We start from the raw sequence: 22,823 nt of genomic DNA on the forward strand, positions 1-22,823 counted from the left end.
GATATTTGCGCCCTAAATAAAAAGAATGAAAAAAATATTATTTGTTGTTACTGCATTATTGGCATTAAGTTCTTGCGGCGATAACCCAGATGAAACATTAATTGTAAACGGAAAAGTAAAAGGTCTAAAAAAAGGAATGCTTTATTTACAGCATGTGCCTGACAGTGTTTTAGTTACCGTTGATTCTGTTGCTATAAATGGAGATGGTAATTTTTCTTTCAAAACCAAATTATTGAGTCCTGAGGTATTTTACTTATACTTAAATAAAAAGGATAACAACGATATTAACGACCGTATTACTTTTTTTGCCGAACCAGGAACCATAACTATCAATACCGATTGGAACACTTTTGATACTACAGCGGAAATTAGTGGCTCTGAAACTCAAGAAAAACTTGAGGAATTTAGAAAGAACATGACTGGGATCAATAAGAGAAATATTGAAATAATGATGAAAGCCGCTCAGTCAGAAAATCAACTTAGCCAAGTGAGCATAGATTCTTTACAAAATATTAGTAATAGAAATACACAACGTGGTTATGCTTTTGCCATCAACTTTGCACTTAACAATAAATCATCTTTCATAGCACCATATATTGCTTTAAAAGAAATACCGGATGCAAATGTTAAATACTTAGATTCAATCTACAGTGTTTTATCACCAGAGGTAGCAGCGTCTAAATATGGTAAGGAATTGGCTACGCTATTAAAGAAGAATTAAATAGAGAAGACCACTTTGTTACAATAAAAAAAGCATCCTAAACTTAGGATGCTTTTTTAGTTTTTAAATAGTCTTAAGACTAAGCTAACTTGTTTAGGTCTTCAACCAATTTAGTTGCTTTTTTCTCTAAGTCCATTCTTACTTCTTTAAAATGTGCTTTTTTATTCTCAACATCATTTTTGTTGACTTTAGCTACTAACTCATCAAATGAAACAATTGCCTCATCTATGATAGCAGTACCTTCTTTTGAATGAGTAGTACCATTGGCAGCCTCAACTATATAAACACCTTCTATAATGTCACCAAGAACATTATTAATATCTTTCTTTAAATTTTTAATACTTGCCATCTCTAATTATTTTTTGCAAAAATACAATTTTTGAATTGCCATACGGTTAATTAAGCCTTAAATAGTAACTTCTAACAGTTTAGCTCCCGTAGATTGTAATGTTATTTTATTGGTAGAAGCCGGTAACAAGGCTGTTTCACCACTTTTAATAGATACTTCCCCTTCTGCTGTATGAATTGACGCTTCACCACCAACGCACATAAATATGGTAAAAGAATCTCTTTGCGTTGTATCTAATTCTAAATTTTCTGTAAGTTCTATGAAGTTTGTTTTAAAGTATGGGCAATCCACCATTGTATTTACCTCATTCTTATTATGACCATAAGAGACTTTAAAATCATCTTTCTTTTCATAATCGACTGCATCCAAAGCTAACTCAGTATGCAATTCACGAAGATTACCATCTTTATCCTTTCTATTAAAATCAAAAACACGGTAAGTAACATCTGAAGTCTGTTGAATTTCTGCTAACATTACCCCTGCTCCAATAGCATGAATTTTACCTGTATTTATAAAAAAAGTATCTCCTTCTTTAACTTGCTCATAATTAAGAAGATCAAGCAAAGTATCATTAGCAATACTTTCAGCATATTCTTCTTTGGTAACATCTTTGTTAAAACCAACAATTAGTTCAGCTTTAGGATCTGCATCCATAATATACCACATCTCCGTTTTACCAAAAGAATCATGACGCTCTTTTGCCAACGCATCATTTGGGTGTAGTTGTATAGATAAATCTTGTTTAGCATCAATAAACTTAATTAAAATCGGAAATTCCTTTCCAAAACGCTCAACAACACTTTTTCCCAATAACTCTTCTGCATTAGAATCTATAAGTTCTTGGAGTGATTTGCCTTCTAAGCTACCATTTGCAATTACAGAAATGTCTCCTTTAACAGTAGACAATTCCCAGCTTTCTCCGGTAATATCACTTTCAATAGGTTTACCAAAAACCTCTTTTAACTTGGTTCCTCCCCAAAGTCTTTCTTTTAAGATTGGTCTAAATTTTAAAGGATGTATCATCGTGTATTTTTTATTGGTCAATTTGATTAGGTTAAAAACGTAAATTCGAGATTATTCTTTCAGTAATGTAATTAATTTATCCCGAGAACGTTACAAAATTTCTTGGAGTTTCATATAGCACCACTTCTAAATCATGTGACTTTGTTATGTGCTGTCTTAATCTCTTCCAAATAATAACGGCAATATTTTCTGCAGTTGGGTTTAAGCTTTTAAATTCCTCCACCTCAATGTTTAAATTTTTATGATCTAAATAGTCTTCAATCTCTAATTTGATCAGATCTTTTAACACCTTCATATCCATAACAAAACCAGTTTCAGGATCTATCTCTCCGGTTACACTTACTATCAATTCATAGTTATGCCCATGAAAATTAGGATTGTTACATTTTCCAAATATTTCAGTGTTTTTACTATCGTCCCAATCTTTTCTATACAAACGGTGGGCAGCATTAAAATGTGCTTTCCTACTAACTTTTACCTTCATTATTTCGCTGGTATATTAAATAAGTGTTCGTAAAATTTCTCAAATATAATTTTAAACCAAGCTGTGTAATCATCAGGGTTATTAGCAATATCTTCTTTAACCAATTGCGGAGACATCCATTTCCAAGCTTCTACCTCTTCTGGATTTATATTTGGTTCTGAATTAAAACTACCCAACATAACATGATCATATTCATGCTCGGTTAATCCATTATCAAAAGGAGCTTTGTAAATAAAGGAGAATAATTCTTTTAACTCCGCTTGAAAACCCATTTCTTCTTGCAGTCTTCTTTTACCGGCTTCAATATTAGATTCGCCAACACGTTGATGACTACAACATGTATTTGTCCATAATAATGGAGAATGATATTTAGATGCCGCACGTTGTTGTAACATGATCTCACCCTTATCATTGGTTATGAATACAGAAAATGCTCTATGTAAGACAGCCTTTTCATGGGCTTCCATTTTGGGCATAGTTCCTATTTGCTCGTTATTTTCGTTTACGAGAATTACCTGTTCTTCCTTCATTAGGTAAAAATAAGGCGTTTAACTTATTTTACGAAAAGTAGAACATATAATAATACGTTAATAGGAAAAATTAGAAGAAACGTGGAGATTTGAGGTTGTTCTTGGTCGTAATAAAATCATATCTGAAAATTACTTCAAATGAACCATCGTTGAAAGCTGCATTACCTAGTTCGGTAGTTTCCTTGTCGTAAGCAATACCAATTAAGAATTTATTGGACACATTAAAGCCTGCCATACCACTAAAAGCGGCATCCCATCTGTAGGCTGCTCCTAAAATAAATTTATCATTAAACATGAAATTTGCAGATAAGTCGACTTGTAACGGTGCACCTTTTACCACTTTGGTAAGTAGTGCCGGTTTAAATTTTAAAGACTCATTTAAATCCCAAACGTACCCCGTAATTAAATACAAGTTCATTTGTTCTTTAGCTGTAGAGAGGTTGGTTTCTTGAAAATGTGTTGTTTCTAAAAAACGAGGTACTGACAATCCTAAATAGAATCTTTCGGTATGATAGTATACACCAGCCCCAATGTTAGGAGAAAGCCTGTTATCTATATCTTGCTGCAAAGTAGGATCTGTAGTATATTGATTTAATTCTGAAAACCTAACATCCAACAAGTTAGCACTCGCTTTTAAACCAAAACTTAATCTGCCTTCCGTTGAAGTATAAACGGTATAAGAAAAATCAATATCAAAATTAGTTTCTGATGTTGGCCCTATTTCATCATTAACTATAGACACACCTAAACCTACCCCCCTATACCCTATGGGTGAGTGTGCATTAAAAGTCTGTGTTGTTGGCGCACCATCTAAACCTACCCATTGCGATCTATGTAAGGCACCAATACTAATATGTCCTCTAGAACCGGCATAAGCAGGGTTTACACTTATGGTGTTATACATGTACTGCGTATACTGTGCGTCTTGCTGTCCATAAGAAAATACCCCAAAGCAAAGTGCCACAATAGCGACAACTTGCTTAAGTACCTGTATTTTATTATTGAATATATATTTTGAAAACATTGTTCTTATCTATTTATATATATGTAACCAGAAAGCGTTTCTGTTTCTCCATTAGGTAGTTCATAATCTAGAATATAGAAATATGTACCTACTGGTAACTTACGATCAACATCTACCGTAACTCTTCCTTCGGATGTTCCGTCAAACACATTACCCTCTGTATTATACGCCCTTGTCATATAGACTGATACACCCCATCTGTTATAGATTTTCAATGTATTATTCGGATAGTTCTGTAATCCGTCTATTCTTAGAACATCGTGTATACCATCACCATTAGGTGTAATAACGTTGAAAACTTCGATTTCTTCTTCTAGCTGACCTAAATCTGAATCTAAGTAGTTAGGTATGCCGTCACCATCAGAATCATCGTCTACATAGTCACCGTTCAGGTTAATATCCTCATCACGGGTCTCAATGCCATCATCGTCATCATCGGTATCCCTGTAATCAGATTCCTCATCACCATCGGTATTTGGCAATTGTGCGTAAGGATCATCAATTTCATCATTGACATCTATATCAACTGAAATAGCACCTTCATATCCGTCATCAAGTCCGTCATTATCTTTATCAGACCCTATTCTTACTACATCTGCAATACCATCGTGATTGTAGTCATGAGCTTCAATAGCATCCAATACATTATCATTATCACTATCCTCATCTAAATAATCAGGTAGGTTATCTCCGTCTGTATCCACAGGAAACAATCCAGTTAAACCATTAGCTTCATACGCATCATCTAACCCGTTGGTATTCGCGTCGATCCCTGAAGGCGGAATGTAATCTGCCGTCGCCTGAGCTTCAACATTATCTGGTATACCATCGCCGTCAGCATCGATATCTAAATAATCTGGGAAGCCGTCACCATCAGAATCTGTTGGGTCGGTAGATGGGTCATTATCACCATCTAAATTCAGATCTTCAAAACTATCAACGATACCATCATCATCACTATCCATATCAACACCTAAAGGATTAATAAGAATTGTTATGGTAGATGTGCTACAATTACCAACTGCATCACAAACCGTATAATCAAAAGCATCTGTGCCTAAGTAATTATTATTAGGGAAGTATGTTGGAATATCGTCAGATGGATCATTTGGTGTACCATTATCATCAACAGTTACCGAACCATTTGTTGGTTGCGTTACGCTAAATGTACCATCTGTAGGTAAATCATTATCGTTTACTTGCCATGTATCAATAGCTGTAATTGCATTGATATCAATTGCAATTGAATCATCGTTAGTATCTAATATTGGTAATACTTCTATAGTTACGGTTGCCGTACTACAATCTCCGTAGGCATTACAAATAGTATAGTCAAAACTATCAGTACCATTGAAATCTACATCTGGAGTATAAGTAACAATATCATCCATTGGATTGTTTGGTGTACCACCATCATCAATTGTTACCGAACCATTAGCTGGATCTGTAGTTGTTAAAGCACCTACATCTGGTAAATCTGCATCATTATCATAAATATCAATAACGACAGGAACTTCTTCGTCTGTTGTAACCAAATCATCTTCTAAATCTGCCGCTTGTGGTAAACACACTACCGTAAAATTAGGAAGACTGAACGTATTACCCGCTTTTGTAACAAGTGCCGTATACTTTACCACAGCATCTGTTGCAATGACCATTGGTCTTAGCTGATCACCTACTAAAGGTGGACTCCAGCTTACCGAGGCTGTACTGGGCACATTAGAAGTAATATCCATCGTTACTTCATTGTCTGGATTATTACAATCCGTTACAATGAAATAACCGGTAGCATTAGAACCACACAAGGTACCATCATATGTTGCAAAATAAATACCTGGTTGGGTTACTTCGTAAAAAGAATCTGTACCAAGTACCGTTACCGTGTCTGAAGCTTCATACCAACGAAAGTTATTTTGATCACTATCCGTAGGTGCCTGAAGTAAGAACTGGGCATTAGATACCAATACCCCCAGTATCGTAGTAACGATACTGAGAAATATGGTTTTATATATATGCGTTTTTTTCAAATCGATTTGGGATCTAAGCTTTATTAAGCTAATTATTTGGCTACAAAAACTACATTAATCAATGTATTATAATCCGTTGGTGCAGCAATAACATCATAAGTCATTTCACCTAATGCATCAACACTAACGTTAGCAAAAACAGTAGGATCAAAATACGTAACATAATAATATAATTCAGTATTGGCATACGTTGGTATTGCTGCTGGTGCTCCTGCACTAACTACTGAAGGCGTACCATATTGAGATAAGTATTCTGCATGTAAATCTATTGTTCTACCAGTACCCGTTGTTGCCACATCTACCTCTATAGAAGGCGGATAGAAAATATCAGGTCTTGTATTAGCAATCAAATATGGATCAGCTGATGTACCTGTACCACTTACACTAATATCTGTGTCTGGCGCAGCTTCTACAATCGTTTCTGCACCGTTTGCTGTTGGTACAGATAAGTTATAATTAATACCTGTTGGAGTCACTGTTACAGAACCATCTGTTGATGTAATTGTCTGTATTTCATTATTAGAATTGTTATCATTATCAGCAATAGAAACTGTACCACCACCATTAGACAAAGTTATATTCGTACCTGACTTAGATAGTGTTTGAAGCTCGTTTGATGCATTTGAATCGGCATCATTTACATTTAAAGTAATAGCATTACCTCCTGTAATTGATATTTGGCCAGCAGCACCAGTTGTTGCCAATGTTTGATCATCCGTTGCCGGATCACCTGCAGGACCTGTTGCTCCTGGAGCACCCGCTGGACCCGTTAAATCTGATGTCGTAAATGTAGAACCGTCATCGTAAGTCAACGTAAATGTCCCGTTTCCATTATCGGTTGTTGAAGCTATTCCGTTTCCGTCCGCTCCGTCAGCACCATCGTTTCCGTCTGCTCCGTCAGCACCATCGTTTCCATCAGCGCCATTAGCTCCTGTTGGACCTGTTAAATCGGATGTCGTAAATGTAGAACCATCATCATAAGTTAATGTAAATGTTCCATTTCCATTATCGGTTGTTGATGCCATTCCGTTTCCGTCTGCTCCATCGTTTCCATCAGCGCCATTAGCTCCTGTTGGACCCGTTAAATCTGATGTCGTAAATGTAGAACCGTCATCGTAAGTCAACGTAAATGTCCCGTTTCCATTATCGGTTGTTGAGGCTATTCCGTTTCCGTCGGCGCCATCGTTTCCATCTGTACCATTAGTACCATTAGTACCGTTTGTTCCGGCAGTTCCCTGAGGACCTGTTAAATCGGATGTCGTAAATGTTGTTCCGTCATCATAAGTTAATGTAAATGTTCCATTTCCATTATCTGTTGTTGAGGCTATTCCGTTTCCGTCTGCTCCATCGTTTCCATCAGCGCCATTAGCTCCTGTTGGACCCGTTAAATCTGATGTCGTGAATGTAGAACCATCATCGTAAGTCAACGTAAATGTCCCGTTTCCATTATCGGTTGTTGAGGCTATTCCGTTTCCGTCTGCTCCATCTGTTCCATTAGTACCATCATTTCCATCAGCGCCATTAGCTCCTGTTGGACCCGTTAAATCTGATGTCGTAAATGTAGAACCGTCATCGTAAGTCAACGTAAATGTCCCGTTTCCATTATCGGTTGTTGAAGCTATTCCGTTTCCGTCTGCTCCATCTGTTCCATTAGTACCATCATTTCCATCAGCGCCATTAGCTCCTGTTGGACCCGTTAAATCTGATGTCGTAAATGTAGAACCATCATCGTAAGTCAACGTAAATGTCCCGTTTCCATTATCGGTTGTTGAGGCTATTCCGTTTCCGTCTGCTCCATCTGTTCCATTAGTACCATCATTTCCATCAGCGCCATTAGCTCCTGTTGGACCCGTTAAATCTGATGTCGTAAATGTAGAACCGTCATCGTAAGTCAACGTAAATGTCCCGTTTCCATTATCGGTTGTTGAAGCTATTCCGTTTCCGTCTGCTCCATCTGTTCCATTAGTACCATCATTTCCATCAGCGCCATTAGCTCCTGTTGGACCCGTTAAATCTGATGTCGTAAATGTAGAACCATCATCGTAAGTCAACGTAAATGTCCCGTTTCCATTATCGGTTGTTGAGGCTATTCCGTTTCCGTCTGCTCCATCGTTTCCATCTGTACCATTAGTACCATTCGTTCCATTAGTACCGTTTGTTCCGGCAGTTCCCTGAGGACCTGTTAAATCGGATGTCGTAAATGTTGTTCCGTCATCATAAGTTAATGTAAATGTTCCATTTCCATTATCTGTTGTTGAGGCTATTCCGTTTCCGTCTGCTCCATCGTTTCCATCAGCGCCATTAGCTCCTGTTGGACCCGTTAAATCTGATGTCGTGAATGTAGAACCATCATCGTAAGTCAACGTAAATGTCCCGTTTCCATTATCGGTTGTTGAGGCTATTCCGTTTCCGTCTGCTCCATCTGTTCCATTAGTACCATCATTTCCATCAGCGCCATTAGCTCCTGTTGGACCCGTTAAATCTGATGTCGTAAATGTAGAACCGTCATCGTAAGTCAACGTAAATGTCCCGTTTCCATTATCGGTTGTTGAGGCTATTCCGTTTCCGTCTGCACCATCAGCACCTGCTGGACCAGAATCTGCGTCAACCCATGTATATGTCCCTGAACCATCAGTAGAAAGTACTTGACCATTATTTCCACCTGTAGGTAATTCTATTTCGTTTTGATCATCCTTATCACCGTCTATATAATCAACAGTGTAATTACCATTTGAATCATTAGTAACAGTAATATCATTTGTACCTACCACCGTTTCTCTATAATCGGATAAATCAATTGCAGTTGCAGTAGGGTCATTCGTTAAAGTAAGATTATCTCCCGTTAAAGTAAGATCTTGATTATCTGTACTATTTCCTGCTAATTCAGCTAATGCCCCTTCTACATCTGTCGACGTGAAATTATTGGCTCCATCTGCAATGCTAACTTGAGCTGCATTCTGGTCATCAGTACCATCAAAAGATGTCGTTGTATTATTCTCTGATGTATATGTGTATGTAATATTATCTGCTGAAGATAATGTTGTCACTGTATCCGCCGCTGGAGTAGCACTTCCTCCTACTGGTTGCCAAGAACCATCATAAACATACATTTGACCTGTATCCGTATCTACATATGTAGTTCCAGTTGTTGCTGTTCCTGAAGGACCTCCTGAACCCGTTTGAGTTAATTCGTTAGTTGAATCATTATCTCCATCAACATAATCAACAGTATAATTTCCATTACCATCATTGGTTACGGTAATATCATTTGCACCTACTACCGTTTCTCTATAATCAGATAAATCGATTGCAGTTGCAGTTGGGTCATTTGTTAATGTAAGATTATCTCCTGTTAGTTCTAAATCCTGTATCTCATTGGCATCACTCTTATCTCCATCAACATAATCAACAGTAAAGTTTCCACTACCATCATCAGTTACGGTAATGTCATTTGTACCTACTACTGTTTCATTCAATGAAGATAAATCAACTGTTACATCTGTTGTTCCTTCACTTATGGTTAATTCGTTACTGCCGTCTATTACAGCACCAGTAATGTCGTCATCTGTCTTTGTAGCCAGTTCAGCCAATGCTCCTTCTACATCTGTTGATGTGAAATTATTGGCTCCATCTGCTATGCCAACTTGAGCTGCATTTTGTATCTCATTGGTATCACTCTTATCTCCATCAACATAATCAACAGTGTAATTTCCATTACCATCATTGGTTACGGTAATATCATTTGCTCCAACTACCGTTTCTCTATAATCAGATAAATCGATTGCAGTTGCAGTTGGGTCATTTGTTAATGTAAGGTTGTCTCCTGTCAATTCTAAATCTTGTTCATCGGTTCCTAAACTACTTAACGGCACATCAAAATCGTTACCGGCTTCAGTAATTCTTAGGTTCGACCCTACAACTCCAAAAGAGGTTATTAACTCGTTGGTATCACTTGCATCGCCAGGTATTGCACTTCCACCTACCGGCTGCCAAGCTCCAGAATCATAAACATATAACTGACCACTTGCTGTATCTACATAGGTTGTACCCTCAGCTGGTGTTCCTGTTGGACCACCTGTTCCTCTTTGTGTTAATTCGTTTGTGGAATCATTATCACCATCAACATAATCAACAGTAAAGTTTCCACTACCATCATCAGTTACGGTAATGTCATTTGTACCTACTACTGTTTCTCTATAATCAGATAAATCGATTGCAGTTGCAGTTGGGTCATTTGTTAATGTAAGATTATCTCCTGTTAGTTCTAAATCCTGTATCTCATTAGTATCACTCTTATCACCATCAACATAATCAACAGTAAAGTTTCCACTACCATCATCAGTTACGGTAATGTCATTTGTACCAACCACTGTTTCATTCAATGAAGATAAATCAACTGTTACATCTGTTGTTCCTTCACTTATGGTTAATTCGTTACTGCCGTCTAGTACAGCACCAGTAATATCGTCATCTGTCTTTGTAGCAAGTTCAGCCAATGCTCCTTCTACATCTGTTGATGTGAAATTATTTGCACCATCCGCAATGCCAACTTGAGCTGCATTTTGTATCTCATTGGTATCACTCTTATCTCCATCAACATAATCAACAGTAAAGTTTCCACTACCATCATCGGTAACCGTAATATCATTTGTACCTACTACTGTTTCTCTATAATCTGATAAATCGATTGCAGTTGCTGTTGGGTCATCCGTTAATGTAAGATTATCTCCTGTTAAAGAAAGATCTTGATTATCTGTACTGTTTGTTGCCAATTCCGCTAAAGCACCTTCCACATCTGTTGATGTAAAATTATTAGCTCCATCTGCAATGCCAACTTGAGCTGCATTCTGGTCATCAGTACCATCAAAAGATGTCGATGTATTATTCTCTGATATATATGTGTATGTAATGTTATCTGCTGTAGATAATGTTGTTACTATATCTGCAGCTGGAGTAGCACTACCACCAACTTGTTGCCAAGTTCCATCATAAACATATAATTGACCTGTAACAGTATCTACATATGTAGTTCCAGTTGTTGCTGTTCCTGAAGGACCTCCTGAACCAGTTACTGTTAATTCGTTCGTTGAATCATTATCTCCATCAACATAATCAACAGTGTAATTTCCATTACCATCATTGGTTACGGTAATATCATTTGCTCCAACTACCGTTTCTCTATAATCAGATAAATCGATTGCAGTTGCAGTTGGGTCATTTGTTAATGTAAGATTATCTCCTGTTAGTTCTAAATCCTGTATCTCATTAGTATCACTCTTATCTCCATCAACATAATCAACAGTAAAGTTCCCACTACCATCATCAGTTACGGTAATGTCATTTGTACCAACCACTGTTTCTCTATAATCTGATAAATCTATCGCCGCACCGGTTGGATCATTTGTTAATGTAAGGTTGTCTCCTGTCAATTCTAAATCTTGTTCATCGGTTCCTAAACTACTTAACGGCACATCAAAATCGTTACCGGCTTCAGTAATTCTTAGGTTCGACCCTACAACTCCAAAAGAGGTTATTAACTCGTTGGTATCACTTGCATCGCCAGGTACTGCACTTCCACCTACCGGCTGCCAAGCTCCAGAATCATAAACATATAACTGACCACTTGCTGTATCTACATAGGTTGTACCCTCAGCTGGTGTTCCTGTTGGACCACCTGTTCCTCTTTGTGTTAATTCGTTTGTGGAATCATTATCGCCGTCAACATAATCAACTGTATAATTACCGTTGCCATCATCACTTACAGAAATATCATTTGTTCCGACTACCGTTTCTCTATAATCGGATAAATCTATTGCAGTTGCAGTTGGGTCGTTGGTCAGTGTAAGGTTATCTCCCGTTAATTCTAAATCTTGAATCTCATTGGTATCACTCTTATCTCCATCTACATAATCAACAGTAAAGTTTCCACTACCATCATCGGTAACCGTAATATCATTTGTACCTACTACTGTTTCTCTATAATCTGATAAATCGATTGCAGTTGCAGTTGGGTCATTTGTTAATGTTAGGTTATCTCCCGTTAAAGAAAGATCTTGATTATCTGTACTGTTTGATGCCAATTCCGCTAAAGCACCTTCCACATCTGTTGATGTGAAATTATTTGCACCATCCGCAATGTCAACTTGAGCTGCATTTTGAATCTCATTGGTATCGCTCTTATCACCATCAATATAATCAACTGTAAAGTTTCCACTTCCATCATCAGTTACCGAGATGTCATTTGTACCTACTACTGTTTCATTTAAAGATGATAAATCAACTGTTACATCTGTAGTTCCTTCACTTATGGTCAATTCGTTACTACCGTCTAATACAGCACCAGTAATGTCGTCATCTGTCTTTGTAGCCAGTTCTGCCAATGCCCCTTCTACATCTGTCGATGTGAAATTATCTGCACCATCCGCAATGTCAACTTGTGCGGCATTTTGAATCTCATTGGTATTACTCTTATCTCCATCTACATAATCAACTGTAAAGTTTCCACTACCGTCATCGGTAACCGTGATGTCATTTGCACCTACTACTGTTTCTCTATAATCTGATAAATCGATTGCAGCAGCAGTTGGGTCATTCGTTAATGTTAGGTCATCTCCAGTTAGTTGTAAATCCTGAATCTCATTGGTATCGCTCTTATCTCCATCTACATAATCAACAGTAAAGTTTCCACTTCCATCATCAGTTACCGAGATGTCATTTGTACCTACTACTGTTTCTCTATAATCAGATAAATCGATTGCAGTGGCAGTTGGGTCATTTGTTAATGTTAGGTCATCTCCAGTTAAAGAAAGATCTTGACTGTCTGTTCCTAAATCACTCAAAGGAACATCAAAATCAGTACCCGCTTCAGTAATACGAAGATTGGTACCCACAACTCCAAAAGAAGTTATTAGCTCATTTGTATCACTTGCATCGCCAGGAATTGCGCTACCCCCTACTTGTTGCCATATAGTTCCATCCCAAGCATAAAGTTGCCCAGTATCCGTATCAATATAAGTGTCACCAGAATTTGTACCATTGGTACTAGGTGCTCCTGATGCCAATACCGCTAACTCGTTGGTCTCATCTTCATCTGTATCGGTAGAGTTCACTGTGTAATTACCGTTACCGTCATCATCAACGGTTACAGCTCCTGTACCTGTAACTACTGTTTCGCTAAGTGATGATAAATCTACATTTGTAGAACTTCCTCTATCTATATCTATTTGTAGTTGATTTGACCCGTTTAATGTCGCTCCTGTCAAATTCTGATTATCACTACTATTATTAGCTAAATCTGCAATAGCTTCTTCAACTGTTGTTTCGTTTACAGTATCTCCGTCGACGTCAATAGGAGTTGCTAAATTTACTTCTGCCGCATTTTGAATTTCGTTAGTATCACTCTTATCACCGTCTAAATAATCAACGGTAAAGTTTCCACTTCCATCATCGGTTACCGTGATGTCATTTGCTCCAACTACTGTTTCACTATAATTCGATAAGTCAATTGCAGTTGCAGTTGGGTCGTTGGTCAGCGTAAGATTATCTCCAGTTAATTCTAAATCTTGAATCTCGTTAGTATCATCGTTTACGTATGGAGTTAAATCAACTGTAGAAGCATCATTGGTCAAACTTAAAATATTTGTACTGCTATTTAGCTCCAAATCTTGATTGTCGCTACTATTATTCGCCAAATCAGCAATAGCTTCCTCTACCGTAGTTTCATTAACCAAATCTCCATCAACATCTAATGGATTAGCTAAATTAACTTCAGTAGCATTTTGGTCATCAGTACCATCAAAAGAAGTGGTGGTATTGTTTTCAGATACATATTCGAAAATTCCATCAGCATCAGCATCGCTTAATGTCGTAACCGATTCATTAATATCTACAGCTGTTATACCTGGCTCAGAAATTGTAGCAATTCTATTACCCGCAGCCGTGTTAGTTACACTAACATCATCATCAGCAAGATTATCTACATATGCCTTATTAACAGCATCGTTTGCATTTACAGGTGTACCTACATCTGTAATAACAATACCTCCTGCACTAGGGTCTCTAGTTAATACATCTTCTAAATCTTGTAATTCGTTCTGATCATCTTTATCTAAATCTAATGCCTCACTTGCTGTGATAGCATCTGATAATTCCGTGTCCGTAGCGAACGTATTATTTAAATCTACACCTGTTGCACCAGGTGCAGGGTTAGTAAGTTCTAACGTAGTATTTGTTAATGATATATCTGAAAGTTCATTTTCTGGATCTGGATCAGCATCTGGTGCTGCGCTACCACCAACCTGTTGCCAAGTTGTTCCATCCCATGCATATAATTGACCATTGTCTGTATCAACATAAGTATCACCAGAGTTAACACCGTTTGTGCTTGGTGCTCCAGATGCCAAAACCGCTAATTCGTTGGTTTCATCTTCATCTGTATCTGTAGAATTAACCGTATAGTTTCCATTACCATCATCATTAACAGTAACAGCACCTGAACCAGCAATTACTGTTTCGCTCAAAGAAGATAAATCTACTGTCGTAGAAGCTCCTCTTTGAATATCTATTTGAAGTTGATTTGATCCATTTAAGTTAGCTCCCGTTAAATCTTGATTATCACTACTATTAGCAACAATATCAGCAATAGCTTCTTCTACAGTTGTTTCATTTACAGCATCTCCGTCAACATCTAATGGTGTAGCTAAATTAACTTCATCCGCATTTTGATCGTCTGTACCTACAAAAGATACAGGTGTACCATCGCCATTATTGAATGTAAATGTTCCATTTCCATTATCAGTTAATTGAGATTTAGAAATAGTTTGTGTACTGGTATCTTCTCTTGTAAATGTTACTGTACCATCTCCATTATCTGCTATACTTGTTATCGTTTCATTGATATCAGAAAAAGTACCATCTGCTTCCGTTAAGGTTGCTATTCTGTTACCTGCAACTAGGTTGCTAACAACTATACCGTTAGTATTAATTATACTTGTAACGCCAGCTTCATCGGTATACGTATAAGTTCCGTTACCATTATCTAACATCGTAGATATAGATGTATCGCTGATCGTTGTATCTACACCTGCAGCATTCGTAAAAGTATATGTTCCGTCCAAATTATCTACCAAGGCAACTGTTCCTGCAGATGCATTGATCTCATCGATCGCATCCTGAACATTCGTTGCGGTCAATAACGATGTGGAATTATCATACGGATTTGCATTCGCGTTCGTATCGATAGTTTGTACCGCTCCCGTTTCATCCATATATGTATATACGCCGTCAACCGCTGGTGACATCGTGGATATAGATGTATCGCTGATCGTTGTATCTACACCTGCAGCATTCGTGAACGTATATGTTCCGTCCAAATTATCTACCAAGGCAACCGTTCCTGCTGATGCATTGATCTCATCGATCGCATCCTGAACATTCGTTGCGGTCAATAACGATGTGGAGTTATCATACGGATTTGCATTCGCGTTCGTGTCGATAGTTTGTACCGCTCCCGTTTCATCCATATATGTATATACGCCGTCAACCGCTGGTGACATCGTGGATATAGATGTATCGCTGATCGTTGTATCTACACCTGCAGCATTCGTGAACGTATATGTTCCGTCCAAATTATCTACCAAGGCAACTGTTCCTGCCGCATCATTGATCTCATCGATCGCATCCTGAACGTTCGTTGCGGTCAATAACGATGTGGAATTGTCATACGGATTTGCATTCGCGTTCGTGTCGATGGTTTGTACCGCCCCTGTTTCATCCATATATGTATATACTCCGTCAACCGCTGGTGACATCGTGGATATAGATGTATCGCTGATCGTTGTATCTACACCTGCAGCATTCGTGAACGTATATGTTCCGTCCAAATTATCTACCAAGGCAACTGTTCCTGCTGATGCATTGATCTCATCGATTGCATCCTGAACATTCGTTGCGGTCAATAACGATGTGGAATTATCATACGGATTTGCATTCGCGTTCGTATCGATAGTTTGTACCGCTCCCGTTTCATCCATATATGTATATACGCCGTCAACCGCTGGTGACATCGTGGATATAGATGTATCGCTGATCGTTGTATCTACACCTGCAGCATTCGTGAACGTATATGTTCCGTCCAAATTATCTACCAAGGCAACCGTTCCTGCTGATGCATTGATCTCATCGATCGCATCCTGAACATTCGTTGCGGTCAATAACGATGTGGAGTTATCATACGGATTTGCATTCGCGTTCGTGTCGATAGTTTGTACCGCTCCCGTTTCATCCATATATGTATATACGCCGTCAACCGCTGGTGACATCGTGGATATAGATGTATCGCTGATCGTTGTATCTACACCTGCAGCATTCGTGAACGTATATGTTCCGTCCAAATTATCTACCAAGGCAACTGTTCCTGCTGATGCATTGATCTCATCGATTGCATCCTGAACGTTCGTTGCGGTCAATAACGATGTGGAGTTATCATACGGATTTGCATTCGCGTTCGTGTCGATGGTTTGTACCGCACCTGTTTCATCCATATATGTATATACTCCGTCAACCGCTGGTGACATCGTGGATATCGAAGTATCGCTGATCGTTGTATCTACACCTGCAGCATTCGTGAACGTATATGTTCCGTCCAAATTATCTACCAAGGCAACCGTTCCTGCAGATGCATTGATCTCATCGATCGCATCCTGAACATTTGTTGCGGTCAATAACGATATGGAATTGTCATATTCAATTTCAGCAGCAGTTCTATCTAAAGAAGCTAAATCTACTGTAACTATATTTCCATCTTCAATTTCTAATGACAGAATATTTGTAGATATATCAAAAGTGAAATTTTGCAATTGCTGATCATCCGTAGTTGTCAGTTCCCAAGTGGTTCCATTCCAATAGTAAATGGTTCCGGTATCTGTATTAACATACAAATCTCCTAAATCGGCACCTGCCGGTGTACCTACCCCTGGTGCAGAAACATCTGTACCTTGCAGTACTTCACAATTACATTGATCTTCTAAAGTCACAGTTGTCTGTGCCATAGAGATACCAGATATTAGTAAAGTAAATAGTACCATTATAAATTTAATGGCATTACTTAGGTTTGTAGTAGTTTGACTCTTCATACTTTTATTATTCAATTCCACCTTCAATAATTCGTTGGTCATATAGGTTTTTCAAAATGTTAGCTCCAGAAGTATTCTATCTATTTTGAACAAGACGGATCACTGGTATTCACATTACACAAATATTCATTATAAGTACTGCACCCTAAAATAAATGTTGTGTAGACCAATATTTACGCTATATACTTCTATAAAGGTGAGGTTTGGGTTTGTTAAATATTTATAAATTTTGATTGTTGTTCGTCGAAGATGCGTTGTTATACGGGAAGTTATTGCTACTATAAAAAACCAAAAAATTTTCAAATTATATATAAAAAAACCAACATCTTAAAATGTTGGTTTTTTTATATATTTTCAATCTTACGTTGATAATTTAAACCCACGGATAGCATGCATTTTTGTATTATAATTACTCAAAATAGCGAACTATAATTAATTGGGTTTTATACGATATGTAATTCGTTTATTTGTAATAACAGTTCTAACTTTTATAGAGAGTAACGCTGCATTTGAAGTTATCACAGTACACGTGTTACTACTATTTGAAACCAATACTCTATACGAATATCCTTCTTTTTGTTTTGGGGAATTCAACACTGTCAAAGATGCTGTTTGAGCTCCAGTATGATCACTATCGTTAACTACATTAGTAAAACTTACACCATCTACACTCACTTGCCATTGATAGGTGTCTGCATTTGTAACTGACGTTGTAAAAGTAGCATCATCACCTGTTAATACCATTTGATCTTGTGGCTGATCTGTAATAACTAGAGCGGCCGTAACTTGTAAAAAATCATAATCGCCATTACTATCACCATCTGCCGGTGCAGCGTAAGAAGCTGCTACCACGGACCCATCTGTATTTACCGTTGGTACTCCTGAGCCATACATTCCATTATTGTCCAAGTCTGTATTTCTATCTGCATATGCTTCATCGGCATCATTACAACCATCGCCATCACTATCATAATCTAAATGATTAGGGTTTCCATTTCCATCTAAATCATCTGTTCTACAAGCAGTAATACCAAATGCAATATCATCAATTATTGAGTAGTCTTGAGATGAATCATTTACTTGACCGTATACATAAAAACGAAATGTATATTCCGTATTCCCATCCAAATAAACCGGACCATTAGCTAAATGCTGAAAAGTAGCATATACACCGCCATTATCGGTATGAAAAACATCTGTTGACAACGTGGTCCAAACAGTAGTACCAGCTCTTGTAAAAGCTGTAGCAGAGTAATAAGAATCACCTAGGTCTGGTCTATACCAACCAGAACGTATTTCATTTAAAGCCAAAGAAGAAACCACTGAACTGGTTGTAAAAGATATCTCAATATAATCTCCATTCTGAACTGCCTCTTCTTTAGTTTCAGAAGAAAAAGATTCTATTCTCATATTACTACCGGATACCGAAAATTGAGAACCATTCGTTATCATAGTCTCCGTATCACTTAATACCCAATCTTCAATTTTTGAATCATATTCGGTATCCATTTCTAAATTTCCTGCAGGTGTATTCAACGTCCATGCAAATTCATTGGTTACACTATCTATAGATTCATCACAATCTGACACCCCATCATTGTCATCATCAACATCACACCCATCTGGTACACCGTCATTATCACTATCTATAGCATCATCAAAATAAGGACACTTGTCATTTGCATTATTAACACCATCTCCATCATCATCACACAACTCTGAAGTAACTGTATAATCTGCACTACTTCCTTTTCCTTGACCACCGTTTACTATTACGGGCACTCCATTTACATCAACACTGCCTGAAATACTACCATTACCATTTAAATTTGAAAAATCTAAATTATCAGCTCCTTCCAGAGCATCAAAACAACCATCGCCATCACTATCCAGATCATAAATATCTGAAGTTCCATCACCATCCAAATCGCCGCAACCAGTATTCAATGTAACATTATCAATGTACATTCTGTCGTGATTTGTCTGTATGGCAACACCGTTAAAACGAAGCTCTACCGTATTACTAGTTGGAACAAATGAAAATGACCGTGTAGTCATGTTCAATGTTTCATTATCATTCTGAGAACGACCACCGTTATTTGTTACTATCTGATTTGAAGTTTCCGTAAATTGCTGAACACCTTCAATTAATACATTTAGGGTAACTTCTTTACCATAGTTATTATCTGCTCCTAGATCAAAAGTAATTGTATTGACCGCACCTGATGTTACATTTATAGTTTGATAAAAACTTGCGGTACCAGTTCCGTTCCATTCTGGAAACCAAGCTCTATTGGCATTTCTATTCCATTGTTGTCCAGAACCTGTCCAACCGGGGGAGTTAAATATCCAATACCCAAAATCGTAGTTATTTACCGTACCGGAAGATTTAGAGCATTCTATGGTATCTAAAATACCATCGTTGTCATTATCTAAATCGCAACCATCAGGAACTCCATCATTATCATTATCGATTGCATCATCAAATCCTTCACATTTGTCATTTGCATTATTTACTCCATCATTGTCATCATCACAAAGACCCGAAGTAACAGAATCATCTACACTACTGCCTTTACCTTGTCCACCACTTACTGCTATGGGCACACCATTTTCATCTACAGCACCTGCTATACTACCATCGCTATTTAGATCTGGAAAACCTAAATTACTTGCTCCTTCCAAAGCATCAAAACAACCATCATTATCGCTATCTAAATCTAAAGCATCTGGAGTACCGTCACCATCAGTATCTAAGCATTGTGTAGTGGCCGCTATACTTACCAAATCTACAGCTGCACCATTTGACGTGCCATCTGGAGTGGCATAAAATTGTATTGTTGAGGTGGTAGTGGTTGCTACAAAATTACGTTCGTAATAAAACCACTGCTTAGGTCCTCTTATACCACTTACCAACCCCTCTGCCGTAAAGTTTAGCGTTTCATCAATAAGATGGTTATTACTTGCATCTATAATATCGATATCTAATATTACCGGTGCTCCAACTTCATGACCAATATCTTCTCCCCAATAAAAAGATACCATATAGGTAACACCTATTACAGTATTAACTTCTTGAGAAAGCGTATTGTTCACTCCTCCAGTAACGTTATTATTTCCTGTAATATCTACATATTGATTTCCATGATATGCTGGCGCATAGATATCTGTTGTCCAAGATGGACTTCCTAAACCTACCCAACCATCTAAATTCGTAGTATAGTTCCAACCTGTTAATTGATTTGAATTATAAGTTGCTCCTATAAACGTTCCCGATCCATCTGTAAATCCGTCGGGAAAAGTTGCCGGATCCGTAAAATCTTGCATCTCAAAAGAAGGGTTGATTATTAGATTACCACAACCTTCATCGTAATCAAGAATACCATCGTTGTCATTATCAACATCACAAACGTCATTTATTCCATCACCATCGGTATTTATTCCAGAAGGATCTGTACAACGTTCAATAATACGCACAGTAGCAGTATCACTTTTACCCAAGGAGGGACAAAGAGAATCTGTAGAATCTGTAATAGTATAATCAAAAGATGTTGTACCAGGAAAAGGTGTTGCGCCACTATATGTATAGGATACAATTCCGTTTTCAGCATCATCTATAACAACAGTACCAATAGCTGGTTGAGTAACATTTTCTATTGAAAAATTTTCTCCATCTGGTTCAGAATCGTTAGTAAATAAATGGATTTGAACAGAAACCGAATTTCCATAAGCCACTCGCACCTCATCATCCTCTGCAATTGGAGCATTAGGATTTTCGATTAACTCTGCATCTGTTGTTGTTAAAGTATAGTGATTTGTACCCGCAATTGTACTTGGTTGCGCTATTGCCGTTGCTATTAACCTTGAATAACCACTTGGCTCAGAAGCATCATAGAAATTAGGATAATGAACTTCTATAATATAGGTTTCATTTTCTCCTAAGGGCAAACCAAAATGCACTTCTTCCGATTGTTGTGTACCATGCCCGTACACTCCATTTACCTGCCTTAGTCCACTAATTATATTACCGGAACAATCTCTAATTAACACGTTAGTACCAATAGCGACCCTCCCTAAAAAGCCGCCTGTGGAACCATCTGCACCTCTATCTTCTGTAACATCTATTAACAAGTGATTATTTCGGTTGGCTGCCGGTAAATTATTTATGTAAAGTTGATTGCTATTATTATTAATACTGATGTAAATATCAAGATCCCCATCATCATCAATATCAACCATGGTAGTACCTTCACCATCTCTACCTGTATTAAACTGTTGAGAATCTAAAGAGAAATTCATTGCTAATCCACTGCCAATTACACCTGGTGCCGGTGTGGGACTGTTCAATTGATTTATGTATAAATAACTTCTACTGTTACCTACAAGAATAATATCTATATCACCATCATTATCTATATCTCCACCAGCCAAAGCATCTATGCGAGCACCAGAACTACCATTATTTACATTACCAGGTTGCGGCAATCCTGGAAAAGATGAAGCACCTAAGGCTGTAAATACCCCTCCTCCATCATTTCTGTGTATTTGTGTTTGACCGTTTTCTGTCCAGACCGCATCTAAATCTCCATCATTATCCAAATCCCAAAGTCCATTACCTCCTTTGTTGTTATTTGCTGCCTGCCCTAAATCTGCACCATTAGAAAAATTCCCTCCTTGGTTTAAGAAAAAATCGTTCTCATCTCGCTTACGCATAAAAATATCTACCCAACCGTCATCGTTAACATCTGCCGCAGTACCATAATCACCATCTGTAGCAAATTGATTTAACCCAAACTCAGTGACCCCACTTCCATTACCTGTTGTAATATGAGTAAATAAAACATTAGGGGCTGGATTGGCTATTGTATGGGTTGTATGATCAATAAAATTATTTCGTAATAATTCTATACCCATATCATGATTATCAAAGAAAATATCTAAATCACCATCTCCTTCAAAATCGAAAAACCCGGTTCCTTCAGAATTTACATTTGGCACATTAATAGTAGCACCTGTTCTACCAATAGTTATAGGAGCTGTACCACCTATACCATTACCAAAGGTACCATTAGCGTTCTGAATAAAAATTTGAATTGCATGTCTAGAATTAGTATTACCAGAAGAGTTAATCATAAAATCTGGTTTGCCGTCGTTATTTATGTCTCCCCAAACGGCTTGTCTTTCTGCCCAGTCTCCTGGCATACCAGGTACCAAGGTTGGTTGTACATTGGTAAACGTGTTGTTACCATTGTTACGCATTAAAAAACTTTTTATGTTTTGGCTATTGTTATTCTCTAGAACAAGAACATCTAGGTCTCCATCATTGTCAAAATCTGACCAAGCATGACCACCATCTTTTGGTTGGCCTAAATTTAAACCAAACGAAGCTGCACTTTCAGTAAAAGTTGTTTGTGAAATTATTTTTGAACTTGATAATAAGGCTATACCAATAAAGCCTATATAACTCAAGTTTATCCTCTTTATAAGAGAAACCCCCATGGAAAAATTTTTATAATGCCAATAAGGGGGAATT

The 22,823-nt window shown here is 37.6% G+C and carries 9 protein-coding genes; 1 reads left to right on the forward strand and 8 read right to left on the reverse strand.

The window, feature by feature from the left end; genetic code table 11:
- The first annotated feature begins 25 nt into the window (after positions 1 to 25).
- Positions 26 to 721 (forward strand): DUF4369 domain-containing protein, encoded by a 696-nt coding sequence (locus P178_RS0119615; protein WP_027067834.1) that lies wholly within the window; start codon positions 26 to 28, stop codon positions 719 to 721.
- A 79-nt stretch (positions 722 to 800) separates the two neighbouring features.
- Here P178_RS0119615 and P178_RS0119620 read toward each other — a convergent pair whose 3' ends face one another.
- From P178_RS0119620 to P178_RS0119655, 8 genes are all read right to left on the reverse strand, one after another.
- Positions 801 to 1,070 carry a hypothetical protein gene (locus tag P178_RS0119620; RefSeq protein WP_027067835.1) on the reverse strand — a complete coding sequence of 90 codons (270 nt, stop codon included), beginning with the start codon at positions 1,068 to 1,070 and terminating at the stop codon, positions 801 to 803.
- 57 nt (positions 1,071 to 1,127) lie between these two features.
- A complete protein-coding gene (locus P178_RS0119625) occupies positions 1,128 to 2,090 on the reverse strand; it encodes a type I phosphomannose isomerase catalytic subunit (RefSeq protein ID WP_027067836.1) in 963 nt (320 codons plus the stop codon).
- Between the two features lie 79 nt (positions 2,091 to 2,169).
- Positions 2,170 to 2,577 carry a 6-pyruvoyl trahydropterin synthase family protein gene (locus tag P178_RS0119630; protein ID WP_027067837.1) on the reverse strand — a complete coding sequence of 136 codons (408 nt, stop codon included), beginning with the start codon at positions 2,575 to 2,577 and terminating at the stop codon, positions 2,170 to 2,172.
- Positions 2,577 to 3,107 carry an isopentenyl-diphosphate Delta-isomerase gene (idi, locus tag P178_RS0119635; RefSeq protein ID WP_027067838.1) on the reverse strand — a complete coding sequence of 177 codons (531 nt, stop codon included), beginning with the start codon at positions 3,105 to 3,107 and terminating at the stop codon, positions 2,577 to 2,579. Before idi ends, P178_RS0119630 begins: the two co-directional genes overlap by 1 nt.
- Positions 3,108 to 3,177: 70 nt before the next feature.
- Positions 3,178 to 4,131: a type IX secretion system membrane protein PorP/SprF gene (locus tag P178_RS0119640; RefSeq protein WP_036147213.1), complete on the reverse strand. Its 954-nt coding sequence runs from the start codon at positions 4,129 to 4,131 to the stop codon at positions 3,178 to 3,180.
- Positions 4,132 to 4,136: 5 nt separating this feature from the next.
- On the reverse strand, positions 4,137 to 6,158 hold the full coding sequence (locus P178_RS0119645; protein ID WP_231500575.1) for a gliding motility-associated C-terminal domain-containing protein: 2,022 nt from the start codon (positions 6,156 to 6,158) through the stop codon (positions 4,137 to 4,139).
- Positions 6,159 to 6,190: 32 nt separating this feature from the next.
- Positions 6,191 to 17,332 (reverse strand): beta strand repeat-containing protein, encoded by an 11,142-nt coding sequence (locus tag P178_RS0119650; protein WP_027067841.1) that lies wholly within the window; start codon positions 17,330 to 17,332, stop codon positions 6,191 to 6,193.
- A 390-nt stretch (positions 17,333 to 17,722) separates the two neighbouring features.
- Complete coding sequence (locus P178_RS0119655; RefSeq protein WP_197026824.1) at positions 17,723 to 22,759, reverse strand: FG-GAP-like repeat-containing protein; 5,037 nt, start codon at positions 22,757 to 22,759, stop codon at positions 17,723 to 17,725.
- Positions 22,760 to 22,823: the final 64 nt, after the last annotated feature.

Origin of the sequence: Maribacter sp. Hel_I_7, from assembly GCF_000688315.1 — a bacterium.
Taxonomy (GTDB): domain Bacteria; phylum Bacteroidota; class Bacteroidia; order Flavobacteriales; family Flavobacteriaceae; genus Maribacter; species Maribacter stanieri.

What these genes read in the sequence shown, in the direction of transcription:
- P178_RS0119615 (WP_027067834.1), top strand. Translation starts at nt 26, where the DNA reads ATGAAAAAAATATTATTTGTTGTTACTGCATTATTGGCATTAAGTTCT.
- P178_RS0119620 (WP_027067835.1), bottom strand. Translation starts at nt 1,070, where the DNA reads ATGGCAAGTATTAAAAATTTAAAGAAAGATATTAATAATGTTCTTGGT.
- P178_RS0119630 (WP_027067837.1), bottom strand. Translation starts at nt 2,577, where the DNA reads ATGAAGGTAAAAGTTAGTAGGAAAGCACATTTTAATGCTGCCCACCGT.
- idi (WP_027067838.1), bottom strand. Translation starts at nt 3,107, where the DNA reads ATGAAGGAAGAACAGGTAATTCTCGTAAACGAAAATAACGAGCAAATA.
- P178_RS0119640 (WP_036147213.1), bottom strand. Translation starts at nt 4,131, where the DNA reads ATGTTTTCAAAATATATATTCAATAATAAAATACAGGTACTTAAGCAA.
- P178_RS0119650 (WP_027067841.1), bottom strand. Translation starts at nt 17,332, where the DNA reads ATGACCAACGAATTATTGAAGGTGGAATTGAATAATAAAAGTATGAAG.